We start from the raw sequence: 14194 nt of genomic DNA, 5'->3' as shown, positions 1-14194 counted from the left end.
GTGCGTTGCCCGCGCTTCGTTTTAGTGACCTGTTTTCAATTTGTCATGTAATGCCTATGATCGGGCCTTGTCACCATCGCCTGAAACGGGCCGTTTAAGAACATGACAGAACATGATTGCGAAAAAGCATGTTAAAAATCGCGATAAACCAGCCCGACCCTATGATAGCCGTTGCCCCGATTCCGAGAGAAGGCTAAACAGCGCCCATGAGCAATCAGATGAAAAAACCGATTATTGGCATCACCCTTGATTCCGAAGAGCCCGGTGGCTATTCGAAATTTCCGTGGTATGCGCTGCGCCAGAATTATGCCGGGGCCGTTGTCGCCGCTGGCGGCATTCCCATGCCCCTGCCCCACGAGGTGGAACTGGTCCCCGAATTACTGGAATTGATTGACGGCCTGGTTGTGACCGGCGGGGCCTTTGACGTTGACCCGTCCCTGTTTGGGGCCGAGGAACGCCATGACAGCGTGATCACCAAGGACCGCCGCACAAAGTTTGAATGGGCAATGGCCGAAGGCGCGTTAAAGCGCAATATGCCGGTACTGGGTATTTGTGGCGGGCAGCAATTGCTGAACGTTATTTTGGGTGGCACGCTTATTCAGCATATCCCCGATAGTGTTGAAAACTGCCTGCCCCATGAACAGCCCAACCCGCGTGACGAGGCCGGACACGAGGTAACAGTGGAGGCAGGCACCCTGCTGGCGCGCATTTGCGACAATGTGGATCATTTATCTGTCAATTCGGCCCACCACCAGGCCGTGGCAGAGGTTGGACCGGACGTGATCATCAATTCGCGCGCGCCTGATGGCGTGATCGAGGGGATTGAACATCCCGGTTATCGTTATTGCCTTGGGGTGCAGTGGCATCCCGAATTTCACATCAGCACCGGAGATGCCAAAATCTTCGACGCCCTGATCATTGAGGCCCGGAAATGACCGACAAGGCAAACAACGCCCCGTCACAGGAAAACCCGCACATCGAAGACGAATTTGATGCGGAAATGCCGCAGGACGATGCGGGGGCACAGGCAGAGAAAGACGCCACAGCAAGCGCCCCGGCAGAAGACTTGCCGCGTGAACGCATTGCCAAGCGCATTGCCCGGTCCGGCGTTTGTTCGCGCCGCGATGCCGAACAGCTTATTCTGGATGGCAAAGTCAAGCTGAACGGCAAGCGCCTGGATACTCCGGCGGTTACCGTAACCGACAATGACATTATTTATGTCAATGACGCCCCCCTGCCCGAAAAACAAAAACCGCGCCTGTGGCGCCTGTTTAAAAAACGCGGGCTGGTAACAAGTCACCGTGACGAACAGGGCCGCGAAACGGTATTTGACAATCTGCCACCACATATGCCGCGTGTGATTTCGGTCGGTCGGCTGGACCTGAATTCCGAAGGTTTGTTGCTTCTGACGAATGACGGCGAACTGGCACGCTATCTGGAGCTGCCCTCCACCGGCTGGGCGCGCCGTTATCGTGTGCGTGTGCATGGCTTTATTGACGACGCCAAGCTCAAACAGCTTGAAGACGGCATTACGATTGACGGGGTTAATTACGGATCGATCCAGGCGGAAGTTGACGTTCAGAAAGGTACCAATGCCTGGATGACCGTAACGCTGCGCGAAGGCAAAAACCGCGAAATCCGCCGGGTGATGGAACATCTTGGCTGGCCGGTTACACGCCTGATGCGCCTGTCTTATGGTCCGTTCCATCTGGGTAAAATGGCACCGGGTGAAATTGATGAAATCACCGGCAAGGTGATGAAAGAACAGCTTGCCGGCTTTTTTAACGGTGAAGGCGGCAAGGCCGACCCGGACCGCGATGGCCGTGCCACCAAACCGCGCCCGAAAAAGGCCGCTCCAGCCCGCAAACCGGCAGACCGTAATAAAGAACGGTTTGACCGGAACCGCAGCGACGATGATACCGGTGGTTTTGGCGGTTCGACGCAGCACCGCAGTGGTGGCGCACGCCCGTTTAACCGTGACCGCCAGGAACAGAATACCGGAAGTGGAACTGGCGCGCGCCGTGGTTTTGGCAACCGCGATGATGCACGCGACCGGAACCGTGACAATGATTTCCGCAGCGGCCGGAATGATCGCCCGAATCGTGGAGATCGTGATAATCGCGCTGATCGCGGCGATCGTACGGAACGGAACCAAAACCCCAATCGCGGTTTCCGCAATGATCACACCACCGGTGGCGAACGTTCGGAAGGCAGTTATCGTGGCCGCAACAGCCAGAGCAGCGGCGGACCGCGCGGACAAGGCCGCCCGGATAACCGCGCAGGCCATGATGACCGCAACGAGCGCAATGATCGTGGCGATCGTAACGACAGCTTCCGTGGTCGCCGGGACAGGCGGGATAACCGCGATGGAAACGATACAAGCCGGTCATTCGGTGGCAACCGGAACCGCAATAATGATGCTGATCGCAATGATGCCTTCCGCAGCCAGCAACAAACCGGCGGCTTTGCCGGACGTGGTGGCCGCAGCGGCCGCCGTGACCAGCAAAACCGTGGCGATGATTTCAATGATGCCAAACGCGGGTCCGGCCCCGAGGCACGTTCGGACCGTCCGGCAGGGCGTGGCAAACCCGATGCCCGGCGTGACCGTGACGAGGGCGATAACACCCGCCGCGATACAACGAACCGCCCGACCAACAAGGGACGTGGGCGTTATGCAGGAGGCAACACCCAGAATAACCGCCAGAACGACCGTCCTGCTGGCCCCAGAGGTTCCTCCCGCCCCGGTGGTGGAAATAATGGCCGACGTGGAGGGGATCGTTAATGCGCATTGTTGGTGGCAGCCTGCGCGGCCGTAACCTTGCCTGCCCGGCAGGCAAGGATGTGCGCCCGACCCTGGATCGCGTTCGCGAGGCCCTGTTTAATATTCTGTCCCATGCCAGCCGCTGGTATGAAGAGGATGAAAACCCGCTTTATGACGGGATTGTGCTTGATGCCTTTGCCGGTTCCGGCGCGCTGGGCCTTGAGGCCCTGTCACGCGGGGCGCAAAAGGCGGTGTTTTTTGACCGCGACAGCAAGGCCCTTGCCGCGATTGACGAGAATATCAAAACCCTGAAACTGGAAGACCGCGCCAGCGCCCGGCGCGCCGATGCCACCAGGCCGGTCAAGGCAAGCACACCTGCCAGCCTAATCTTCCTTGATCCGCCCTATCATCAGGATTTGATCACGCCGTCCATTCAGGCCCTGCGCGCAGCGGGATGGATTGATGATAAAACCCTGATCATCGCCGAACGCGACCCGCGCGACGCGATGACCGATATTCCCGGCATCGATATTCTCGATACCCGCAAATATGGCCGCTGCCAGATTGATATGATGCGGTTATATTCTTGACTGCTTGGGCAGAACCATTGCCAGGAAACCTGCCCAATTTCTTGAAGAGGGCGGGCCTGCGCGGTATTCTGTCGATCTTGTCATAACAGTATCGCGCAGCCATGCCCCATACCCGCGACATAGCCGATAATATCGCCAGCTTTGGCCAGAAATTGCGGCACTGGCGACGCGCGGCTGACATCAAACAGCAACGGCTGGCCGATATTTTGGGGGTCACACAGGCAACGGTTTCGCGCTGGGAAAAGGACCTTCAATCTCCCGCACCATTTCAGCAAAAATTGCTCTGCGACATGATGACGCACAACCGCAATTTCCGCCTGGATCAGGCGTTAAAACGTTTGGTATCGCAATCAAGGCAGCGCGTTCATCTGATCGAGGATCGCAGCCACCGGCTGTTATGTTCATCCGGGCCGCGCCAAAAGGAATGGCAGCGCGATGAAACCGAATTACTGGGTGTTTCCCTGTGGCGATTTGCCAATCGCGAAATTGCCGCTGCCGAAAAGAAGCTGCATCATATTGGCTGGCATGATGACCAGTCCGACCATATCCTGTTTGCCAATTCCCCGCGCGATGGGGCCCCCATGCGCATTGTTGACCGCTATATTTTATGGGAGCGGTTTTATCTGTCTGACGGACGGGCGGTGCGCCTGACGACCGGCTTTGACCAGAAACCGACCGCTGATTGAAACCTTTTCATGGGCAAAACCGGCAGGCCATCTCTTGCCCCGGTTCACACGCATATTTCATACGTGGCCCTAATGGCCGCAACACGCTAAAAGCACGCAATCCAAAACCAGAAAGAACTGCCATGCGTGCCTTTTTGCCCATTGTTTTTCTGTATGGAACCGGACTTTGCGCCTCAATGCAGGTGGGGCTGGTCGGCCCGATTGCGAATATGCTGCGCGGCCAGTTCGATCTGTCGCAAGCCGAGTTTGGCCTGGTCGCATCGCTCATTACCGCCGCCGGAGCCCTTTGCGCCCTGCCTTCCGGGATATGGGCAGCACGGCTGGGCCTTAAGAAGGCCGTCATGGCCGGGGTCATCACGATGGCCCTGGGCGCACTGGTTTTTTCACAGGCTGATCATATTGCCTTTTTATATCTTGGCCGGTTTCTGACCAGCATTGGCTATTTGCTGATTGTTGTCGCCGCGCCAAGCTGGATGACACATCTGGGGAATCGGCGCGTGGTCGCACTGGCGATGGGGTTATGGGGCACATTTGTGCCGGTCGGCATTGCGCTGGGCACCTGGATCAGTGCCGGGTTAAGCGCGTGGCTGGGCTGGCGGGCGGCGGTGTTGGGTTGTGCGCTTCCGGGGCTGGTCTTCATTCTTCCGCTCATGCTGCGAACCGCCCCCGCCCGCGAGGGTTTCGGCCGGTCCCTGACCAGCGGCATCGCGGGTGTATTGCGCAATAAAAATGCCCTGGCCGTTTCCCTGACATTTGCCATTTTTGGCGGTACGACATCGGCAACCGTGGCCTTTATGCCCGCCATGCTGATGGACAGGCTGGGTATTGGCCTGACAATGGCCGCCACCATCATTGGTGTCACCACCATCATTGGCAATATTGGCGGATCCCTGTTGGGCGGTATTTTGCTGGGACGGAATGTTCAGGGGCGGGTATTGCTGCTGTTCGGTCTTCCCCTTATGGCGATTAGCATTGCCATCATTTACAGTGCCCCGGGCCTGATCACGGTGGTTGCCGTGTTATGTGCCTTCAATATCGGTCAGGGCATCGTCGCGGGTACGTGTTTTGCCCTGTTGCCGCGCATTGCCGGCAAAACCCTTTCCATGCCGGCCCTGCAAGGGATGCTTGCACAATTTGCCGAAATATTTGTCGTGATCATTCCGCCGGTTTCCGGCCTGATCATTGATGATTTTGCCTGGCACGGGGCGGCAATGGCCTTTGCCCTGTTCTATCTGCTGGCCATGACCATTGCAGGCAAGCGGATCCGCATTGTGGCATGAATGGGATATTTCACATCCTTACGGTAACCACCCCTTGACCAAAAGATCAAAGCGGGCGACTTTCCCTTGCGCAAAACAAGGGTGAAGGATGTGGAATGGCCTGGCTGAAAGCCATATTTGTCGGTTTGGTACTGCTGATTATTGTTGCTGTTTCCGGCTTTTTCATCTGGCTGGCCCCGGTTGGGGCGGGTTACACCGCCAAGGTCATGTGTTCGCGCATCTTTGTCAGCGGGTTATCCTCGGAACGCGCGCTTAAGGAAGATGTGCTGGCTGACAATAACCCGATGCTCTCGCTGATTACCGCCAATATTGACTTGCGCCACCAAACCGTAAGTGCCCATGCCTTTGGCTTTCGGACCCGGATTGCCGTTTATCGGCCCAATATGGGCTGTACCCTGACCAACCCGGAAAACGCGACCAGCATGCAAAACAGCAGCCCGGTTTTGCGCCCGATTGCCCCCCAGCCCCTGATGACAGCCCCCGTACCCCCGGCGGTGGACCGGCGCCAGTTAAACAATATTCTGGCCGCCGCAATGGATGAGCCCGAACTGAAACCCAGCCGTCGCACGCGCGCCATTGTCATCCTGTATAAAGGGCAGGTTGTGGCCGAACGCTATGCCAGTGGTATTTCCGTCAACACCCCGCTGACCGGCTGGTCGATGACCAAAAGCGCCTTTTCCGCCATTTTGGGGCGGATGCGCATGACCGGCATGTTACCGCCGCTTAATTATCCCGTCAGCATTAACGAATGGGATACCCAGCCCGACGACCCGCGCGCCAAAATAACCTATGATGAATTGCTGCAAATGCGCAGCGGCCTGGAATTTGACGAAAGCTACTGGAACCCGATTTCCGATGTGGTGCAGATGCTGTTTGTCGCGCCCAGCGCCGCCGGACTGGCCGTATCCAAACCGCTGGTGGCAACACCGGGCAGCGAATGGCAATACAGTTCCGGCACCACCAATGTCCTGTCAGCCGCCATGCGCAATCTCAGCCGGTCGATCCAGCAATATCAGGCTTTGCCGGCCGAATTGCTGTTTCGTCCACTGGGCATGAATCATGCGGTGGTCGAGACCGATAGTGACGGTTATCTGGTCGCATCGAGCTTCATGCACGCAACCGGGCGCGAATGGGCCAAACTGGGCCAGCTTTATTTGCAGGACGGCATCTGGAATGGCACACGCCTGTTGCCCGAAGGCTGGGTTACCCATGCCACCAGCCCGGCACCGCACGCGCCAAACGGCATGTATGGCGCACATTGGTGGCTTAAACTGCCATCCGACGGGCAACACCCCGCCGACACCCCGGCCATCCCGGCCGACGCCTTTTTCGCGCTGGGGCATGATGGACAATCGCTTAGCGTTATTCCATCCAAAGATCTGGTGATTGTACGGCTTGGCCTGACCCGCAAGGCAAAGGCCTTTGACCTGCACAAATTTGTCGGCGGTATCGCTGCCCTGTTCCCAGAGCATCAGGAAAACGCGGACAAGCAAGACGAAGCGCAAGAATCCCGGAACACAAACAAGTAATAAAAGACCCCGCCAAATATCTTTGGCGGGGCACTTTTATTTGAAAAACATTGTCTGGCGACAAAATTATCTAAAGGCAGGCTCGTCCAACGAACGAAGTTTGCGCGAATGGAGCTGATTAACTTCAGCGCGCAGGGTTTCGATGGTTTGCAGGCCAATCTCAAGATGCTGACCAATCCGCTGGCGATAGAAATTGTTCGCCATGCCAGGCAGTTTCAATTCGCCATGCACCGGTTTATCGGACACACATAAAAGCGTGCCATAGGGTACACGAAAGCGGAAACCATTGGCGGCAATGGTGGCACTTTCCATATCCACCGCAATCGCGCGGGCCTGGTTCAGGCGAACGAACAATTCGCTGTAACGCAGTTCCCAGTTGCGGTTATCGGTGGTGGCAACGGTGCCGGTGCGCATCCGTGCTTTCATTTCCTTGCCTGTCAGGCCGGTGATTTTGGCAACGGAATCTGCCAGGGCGACCTGGACCTCGGCAATCGGTGCCACCGGAATCCACAGCGGCAGGTCGGAATCCAGAACATGGTCATCCCGGACATAGCCATGTGCCAAAACATAATCGCCCAGAAGCTGGCTGCGACGCAGACCGGCACAATGGCCCAGCATCAGCCAGCAATGCGGGCGCAGCACCGCGATATGGTCGGTCGCGGTTTTGGCATTGGAGGGCCCAACCCCGATATTAACCAGCGTCACCCCCAGGCCATCTTCCCGGATCAAATGGTAAGATGGCATTTGCGGAAGCTGTTTAACCGCTTCCCCACCTGCCTGCCATTTTTTGGGGGCGTTTTTGCGCACATGCACGGCCGGCCCCGGCTCGACAAAGGCGACATAGGGGCTTTTGGGGTCTTCAAGTTGCGATTTGGCATATTCGATGAATTCATCGACATAGCGCTGGTAATTGGTGAACAGAACGAATTTCTGGAAATGCTCCGGCAGGGTTGCGGTGTAATGCCGCAGGCGGGCCAGAGAATAATCCACCCGTTCGCCCGAAAACAGCGACAGGGGCTTGGGCACATCGCCCGTGCGGATATGCACGCCATTGGCAATGTCATCGTCTGTCCGCGCCAGATCGGGCATATCAAAGGTCATCTGCAACTGGCGAATGTCGGTCGGGCCGATGGCATCGGTTGCGGTTTCCACCAGAAACGGCAACGGAATGGGCCGCTCGGACACCCCGACGACAACCGGAACATCGTGATTTTTCAGCAAAAGCTCGATCTGTTCGCGGTAATATTCCTCAAACAGGTCCGGGCGTGTCAGCGTGGTGCCATAAACCCCTGGATCACGCGGCGCACCATAGGACAGCGTGCTTTCAACATGCAGCTTTTCGGGCGGAACCTCGATACCAAGATACGGGTAATAAGCGCGAACAGGCGACGTTTGCTGCCCTTCGCCAAAGCGGGTAAAGGCCTCGCGCACGGCGGTTGCGCCAGTATCGTAAATATCGCGAATACGGGCCAGTGCCCTGTCTGCATCGGTAAATTCAAAAAGATCGCGAACCGATCCGTGAATTCCGGATACCATAATATTGCTCCTTTTTATTCTTTTTGGTTGTGAGCGAGAGATGTATCACCGCTCAACCCGGTTCTGGCAACCCCCCAATTGCGCAATCGTGAAATGCCCCCCCAGCCTGCCCCGAGTAATCCAAAAACCGGAATTGTGCAAAAAAGCGCCTGATTCCACGGCATTGGGCGACACCAATTATAAATTTTGCCCATAATTTTCAAAAATTCCAAATGACAGTTTGCCACAATCGGCAAAGAAACGCATCACCCGGCGGTTCACACCCCGGCGACTGCCAAGGGGTCAAAGGAAGGAAATGGGGCAAACGCCCAACAAATGACCAATAGTCACTTATTGGGTCAGAAAAGGATTATCACGCACAAATGCCCCCAAGCGTTCCCCAAAGCGGGGAAAGCCAGCAAACAACAGAGAAATACAGATAAAAAAAGGGCCGGAGCAATAGCACCGACCCAGGAAAGGGGCTGATAAGACGTTGAGGAAAAAGACCACAACCCCAGTTCGACAAGAGGCACACTTGCCGAAAACCAATAAATGACTACTGGTCATTTGTTTTTGATACGCTAAAAATGGTGCGGATGCAAGCTTCAAATAAACCGGGAAATTGAGCTCCAAACCTGCCAACACGCCGAAAAGCGTTCGCCCCCGGCATCAGGATCAAATAACACAGAGATATTTCCCCAGATCGCTGCCGCACCCAAACCCGACACAACGATACAGCCTGGCAAGACAGAGGTCATATTTGCCAAAAAACACACGCCCGGAGCGACTCGCATACGAAACTGCTCCTTTAATATCTTCGAGTCGCGACCCGGGAAAAAGTAGGAACATCACTACAAAAAAGACGCCAATATATTGAAAAACATACAAATATTGAAGAAAATAGTAATCACGAAATAAAAAGAGGCCGGCTTCTATACAAGAAACCGGCCCAATTCGGGATTGAACAAAAAAGACGTTGAGGGAAAAGATGACAATCCCGTATGTCACAGTCTAGTGAAGCAGGCCAACAGACTTGGCTAACCTCTTCAGCCGTTGTACGCGGCGATATTGAAGAAAGTCGACCATTTTTGTGTCGTTTACATGACCTTTTTCAATATCGATAACGGTTTTTGCTGCCATTGGATCGCTTTGGACAAGCTGTTCGATTTCGTGCCTGTCAGCATCCGTTTCGATATTGCCCTGCACATACTTCAGAATGTCTTCCCTGCCATAAATAGCAAGAACTGCTGCCATTAACTTGCCTCCGATACAAAACGGGAAACATGTTCACGTGTTTCAATTTGTCCAACCATGCCACGCAACTTGCGGCGGGCGCGACCAACACGCGACTTTACTGTGCCAATTTCAACATTCATGAACTCGGCAGCGTCCTGATAGGACATTTCTTCTACCGTCGTTAACAGAATGGCCTGACGCTCCTGCTCGGGAAGTTCATCAAGAACGCGATCCGCGTCACGAAGCTGCAAACGCGCGATCTGATTGCTGCCATGCCCATAGACATCACCAAGATCATCCCAGTCCACATGATGGCCTCGTGTCTTGGTGCGGCGCACTTCAGAAATAAAGGTGTTAAACAGAATACGATGCAACCAGGCCTTAAGGCTGGTCCCCTCTTCAAATTTGTCCTGTTTGCTGATGGCTTTGAGCAGAGTGTCTTGAACGAGATCGTTTGCACGGTCCTGGGACCCGGTCAGTCGATAAGCATGACGACGCAGTGCAGGAACATGATCTTCGATTTCATTCATTACTTGGCCCGACATCACAACCTCCGTTTTTGTTGATGACCAACCCTAACAAACACCAGAGATATTCCAAGTAATTTCGTATACTTCACTACATCAACACACTCCCTATACACAGTATAAACAACTAACGCAGGGTGAATAACATCAACACTCTCAATAACATCATGACAATACCAACCTTATATACTTTGATTACTTTACTTATATTGATGAATGTCCGTATTCTGATTAAAATCAGTATTGTGGTTGAGTTACGGAGAAAACGGAGGTAACGTCACTTACTCAAAAATTTCTGAAACCTACGAATATCAATGGTTTCCGCCCCCCCAAACCAGGGGCGCGGATGAGCAAAGGAGCACAAAGTGCCCACTTCAAAACGGACGGAAAAGCTCCAGATTATGCTCGATGACGATGAACTGAAGGTCATTGATGACTGGCGTTTCGAGCACAGAATGCCCACCCGGGCAGCTGCAATCCGCGAATTAATTCGCCGGGGACTGGTCGCCGAGGACGTTGACGCCCCCGAAGTCGAGGGTAAAACCACCACGGATTTTCGCATCGAAGCCGAATAACCGCAAAAAAAATGCCCGGGAAAATTTCACCGGGCGTTTTTGTTTCAGGAAACAAGGCAATTACTTGCAATATTCAGGCACTATTTTGCCATTTTTTCTGCTTTTTTCCGGCAAAGTAACGCACATATCCAACGCCCAGCAGGTGAACAATCGCGAAAAGTCCATAATAGCGAATCGCCCTGGACAGAAAAATCGCGGTAAAAAACATCCAGAATGAATAATCCGTTGCTCCGGCGGCCAGGGCTGCAAGCTGCATGGGGGCGGGTGTCACACTAATAATAAATACCAGCCAGAAACCGCCTTCGTGGAAGCGCTGTTTGAGCTGATCAAATTCTTCATGCCCCTGGGTCCAGTCCAGGAACGGATTAACGACATCATCAAAAACCCACAGCGACAGAAAATAAAGCATAACCGCCCCCAGCACACTGCCAATCAGGGTCGCCGTGGCTATTTTCAGGCCGCGTTTCTGTGAAACGGCCATCAGGGGCGCGACAATGATTTCGACGGGAATGGGAATAATTGTCGTTTCCAGAAATGAAGCAGTCGCCACACCGGCCAGCCCGCGCTTCCCTTTGGCAAGCCCTTCCAGCAAGTGCCGTACACGCCGCCACCATCGGGGTCCGCCACGGCTGGTTTCGTTCATGTCGTCGCCCTGCATCTGGTTCATTGGCCTCTGCTTTCATCGCCGCACTATAAATCCGGAATTTTTACCGGAGACTGTCTCCATATGAAAATGACCCACCCCGGAAAAGCCGGGGCGGGTCAAAGCACCCTTGGACTGACACGCGCCCAAAATGGTTGTGATGTCGGTTATTGGGCGTCGGACTTGTCATCGAGTGCTTTTTGGGCCTCGTTTAAGGCATCAACGGTCTCGGCCTTCACATCTTCCCAGGTTTCGGCAGAGGATTCCTGAACATCGTCCATTGCCGCACTCAGGTTTTCTTTGGCATCGTTCCAGGCATCTTTTACGGCATCCCAGGTACTGTCACCCTTGTCGGATGCGGATTCTTTCATCTCGTCATATTGTTCACCCAGAGCATCAGACTGCTTTTGAGCCCATTCCATGAATTCGGACTTCTTGTCGTAGGTAAAGTCCTTGGCTTCTTCATACTTATTCTGGGCGTCTTGCTTCATCTCGGTTGCATCGTGTTCGATCGCGTCATCGGTTTTCATCGAATCTGCATATGCCGGAAGCACAACCGCCGACGAAACCATAATCGTACCAGCCATCAACATTGCTTTTGCAAGCATCACAACCTCCGTTTTTTGTTTAATCAAGCGACATCTTTATTTGACGTTGCCTTGACCTGATAACGGGATGGACAAGATGATGTTCCCGTTCACCGTTATTTATTTATCTGGAACCTTGTCTTTTCAAAGGCGTTCTATGGGCAATCATCAAGTTGATGCAACTTACCAACTCGCACGAAAAACAGGAGTCACTTATGGCTGAGAGCAATATGCAAAGCGTCGCCCAGGAATTGCCCGTTGAAACCGGCGTGGAGCGCAAGGATCGCCGCAAACTCTCGGAAATGCTGACCCAGATTGTGGCATCAACGCATGTTCTGTATGGAAAGGTGCGCGGCGTTCACTGGAATGTGGTGGGGCCAAGCTTCTATTCGCTTCATAAAATGACCGAAGAACAGTACGAAGACCTGCACAGCGCCAATGACGACATGGCAGAACGTATTCGTGCCATTGGTTTTAATGCGCCGACCGGCCTTTCGACCATGATCAAAAACTCGATCATTACCGACGAAACCGAACTTCTCAGCACTGAGGAGATGATCCGGGAACTGGTTGAGGACCACGAGAAAATGGCAAAGCTTCTGCGCGAAGGTGTCAATGAGGCCGACAGTGTTGATGACCCGACCACGGCAGACATGCTGACCGCACGCATTGGCGTGCATGAAGAAGCCGCCTGGATGCTGCGTGCCACTTTGGCATAAACATCCCTGCGCGAAAATCGGCCGGCGCCATAAAGGCGCCGGTTTTTTTATGAATATTAACGTCCTATAGTAAGGTGCCGCACGCTACGTTCCCGCGGTTTTGCTCAACAGGGAGACCCCAAAGGTGGAAAACTCTGATCTTACCGGCAAGGTTCTGATGCTGCTGACGCGCACCAAGGTCCCGGAAAAATGGCGCCGCGACGGGGCCCAGGCTTTGCGCAGTGTATTCGAGGATGCCGGATACCAGACAGAACTGGTTTTCTGCGACGGTCCCGAGGCCATGACAGGGCAAATCAAAACCAACACCACATCTGGCGATATTGTCGCCATTGGTGGCGGTGATGGCACAATCAATGCGGTCATCGACCCGATTTGCCAGTCTGGCACAGTTTTGCTGGCCCTGCCCCTTGGCACCGCCAATGATTTTGCCCGCAGCCTGAAACTGCCCGACGACCCGATACAAGCAGCCCAGGCCGCCATTAACGGCCAGTTGGCCCAGCTTGATATTGGCCGGGTGAATGGCAAAAGTTTTGTCAATGCCGCCTCTATCGGCGTACCGGCCGATGCGCGCAAACGCATTAATCCGGACCTCAAACGCTGGACCGGGGCGATCAGCTATGCGGTTGCCAACTGGCAAAGCTGGCATGAAATGACCCCGCTGGAACTGGACGTAACCTGTGCGGGGCATGACCAGCAGCATTTGAAACTGCGCCAGTTAACCGTTACCAACGGCCAGTATTTTGGCGGCGGTTTGCGCCCGCGCGAAAACAAGCGCCTTGATGATGGCAAACTGCATGTGTTTGCCATTCGGGCCGATGTCGATACGCTTTCGGGAATGGATATTGGCGCGGCCCTGTTATTTGGATCCGTCGATGAATCCGAACTGGCCCTGACAATGGAATGCGACGAAATTCATATCGACTGCGCTGAACCACACCCCATCCTCGCGGATGGCGAAATCATTAGCAAACTGCCGGCAACTTTTACGCTGGACCGTGCGGCCCTGACCGTGTTTGCCCCCAACGCCTTTACTGGCGACGCCCCGGGGGAAAATGACATCCCGGATGCCGATGCCCTAAATGACATCACCATTGATACCGAAGACCTGACAATCCGGCTTGAAGCAATTTACAACATTGCGTCCAGCCCGCAGTTCAAAGCCGTTTGCCACGATGAATCGCGCAAACTGCGCGGTATTGTCCGCCAGCTTGAACTGGACCTGCGCCCCTACGGCCTGCCCCTATCCTCGCCGGACCCGGATTTCCACAGCCTGGAAACCCTGCGCGACAAGGCACTGTCATGGGTTTTAAACGATCTTGATGAACGTCTGGCAACCGGGTTGCTCAATCAAATCGCGCCGCTTCTGGGCACGCTTGAAACCTGCCCCATCGACGACAAACCCGACCAGATCAAATCCAGCCTTTTGACGCTGAAATCAACGCTGACAGAGCTTGAAGGCCAGTTGTCCGCCGTCTCCTCGACAGAAACCGGCTGACACTTTTTCAATCGTGAAAAGGTAACGCCACAAAAACGCCGCCTGGATCGA

At 54.5% G+C, this 14194-nt stretch carries 14 protein-coding genes; 9 read left to right on the top strand and 5 right to left on the bottom strand.

The window, feature by feature from the left end:
* Positions 1-218: 218 nt before the first annotated feature.
* From TH25_RS06950 to TH25_RS06925, 6 genes are all read left to right on the top strand, one after another.
* Complete coding sequence (locus tag TH25_RS06950) at positions 219-935, top strand: gamma-glutamyl-gamma-aminobutyrate hydrolase family protein (RefSeq protein ID WP_114087779.1); 717 nt, start codon at positions 219-221, stop codon at positions 933-935.
* The gene (locus TH25_RS25635; protein ID WP_114087693.1) at positions 932-2782 is read left to right on the top strand and encodes a pseudouridine synthase; all 1851 of its coding nucleotides are present in this window, start codon (positions 932-934) and stop codon (positions 2780-2782) included. Before TH25_RS06950 ends, TH25_RS25635 begins: the two co-directional genes overlap by 4 nt.
* Positions 2782-3351 carry a 16S rRNA (guanine(966)-N(2))-methyltransferase RsmD gene (gene rsmD / locus TH25_RS06940; protein WP_114087692.1) on the top strand — a complete coding sequence of 190 codons (570 nt, stop codon included), beginning with the start codon at positions 2782-2784 and terminating at the stop codon, positions 3349-3351. The genes TH25_RS25635 and rsmD overlap by 1 nt, the downstream gene beginning before the upstream one ends.
* A gap of 101 nt (positions 3352-3452) precedes the next feature.
* Positions 3453-4037: a helix-turn-helix domain-containing protein gene (locus tag TH25_RS06935; RefSeq protein ID WP_114087691.1), complete on the top strand. Its 585-nt coding sequence runs from the start codon at positions 3453-3455 to the stop codon at positions 4035-4037.
* A gap of 122 nt (positions 4038-4159) precedes the next feature.
* Entirely contained in the window at positions 4160-5317 is a 1158-nt protein-coding gene (locus tag TH25_RS06930; RefSeq protein WP_114087690.1) for an MFS transporter, read from the top strand.
* 95 nt (positions 5318-5412) lie between these two features.
* On the top strand, positions 5413-6846 hold the full coding sequence (locus TH25_RS06925; protein WP_114087689.1) for a serine hydrolase domain-containing protein: 1434 nt from the start codon (positions 5413-5415) through the stop codon (positions 6844-6846).
* A 66-nt stretch (positions 6847-6912) separates the two neighbouring features.
* Here the strand turns inward: TH25_RS06925 and TH25_RS06920 are convergent, their stop codons facing one another.
* From TH25_RS06920 to TH25_RS06910, 3 genes are all read right to left on the bottom strand, one after another.
* Entirely contained in the window at positions 6913-8382 is a 1470-nt protein-coding gene (locus tag TH25_RS06920) for an AMP nucleosidase (RefSeq protein ID WP_114087688.1), read from the bottom strand.
* A 990-nt stretch (positions 8383-9372) separates the two neighbouring features.
* Positions 9373-9615 (bottom strand): hypothetical protein, encoded by a 243-nt coding sequence (locus tag TH25_RS06915; protein WP_114087687.1) that lies wholly within the window; start codon positions 9613-9615, stop codon positions 9373-9375.
* The gene (locus TH25_RS06910) at positions 9615-10142 is read right to left on the bottom strand and encodes an RNA polymerase sigma factor (RefSeq protein WP_114087686.1); all 528 of its coding nucleotides are present in this window, start codon (positions 10140-10142) and stop codon (positions 9615-9617) included. Before TH25_RS06910 ends, TH25_RS06915 begins: the two co-directional genes overlap by 1 nt.
* A gap of 347 nt (positions 10143-10489) precedes the next feature.
* Between TH25_RS06910 and TH25_RS24720 the strand changes: the two genes are divergently transcribed.
* Positions 10490-10699 carry a hypothetical protein gene (locus tag TH25_RS24720; protein WP_147252992.1) on the top strand — a complete coding sequence of 70 codons (210 nt, stop codon included), beginning with the start codon at positions 10490-10492 and terminating at the stop codon, positions 10697-10699.
* 73 nt (positions 10700-10772) lie between these two features.
* On the opposite strand, the gene TH25_RS06905 is transcribed toward TH25_RS24720, so the two are convergent.
* Positions 10773-11366 carry a YqaA family protein gene (locus TH25_RS06905; protein ID WP_258549064.1) on the bottom strand — a complete coding sequence of 198 codons (594 nt, stop codon included), beginning with the start codon at positions 11364-11366 and terminating at the stop codon, positions 10773-10775.
* A gap of 143 nt (positions 11367-11509) precedes the next feature.
* Positions 11510-11950 carry a hypothetical protein gene (locus tag TH25_RS06900; RefSeq protein WP_258549063.1) on the bottom strand — a complete coding sequence of 147 codons (441 nt, stop codon included), beginning with the start codon at positions 11948-11950 and terminating at the stop codon, positions 11510-11512.
* A 194-nt stretch (positions 11951-12144) separates the two neighbouring features.
* Here TH25_RS06900 and TH25_RS06895 point away from each other — a divergent pair, with 194 nt between their 5' ends.
* Entirely contained in the window at positions 12145-12648 is a 504-nt protein-coding gene (locus TH25_RS06895) for a Dps family protein (protein WP_114087684.1), read from the top strand.
* Between the two features lie 124 nt (positions 12649-12772).
* Positions 12773-14143: a diacylglycerol/lipid kinase family protein gene (locus tag TH25_RS06890; protein ID WP_114087683.1), complete on the top strand. Its 1371-nt coding sequence runs from the start codon at positions 12773-12775 to the stop codon at positions 14141-14143.
* Positions 14144-14194: the final 51 nt, after the last annotated feature.

This window comes from Thalassospira profundimaris, assembly GCF_003326755.1.
Classification (GTDB): Bacteria; Pseudomonadota; Alphaproteobacteria; order Rhodospirillales; family Thalassospiraceae; genus Thalassospira; species Thalassospira profundimaris_B.
This window is presented reverse-complemented; position numbering and strand designations above follow the sequence as displayed.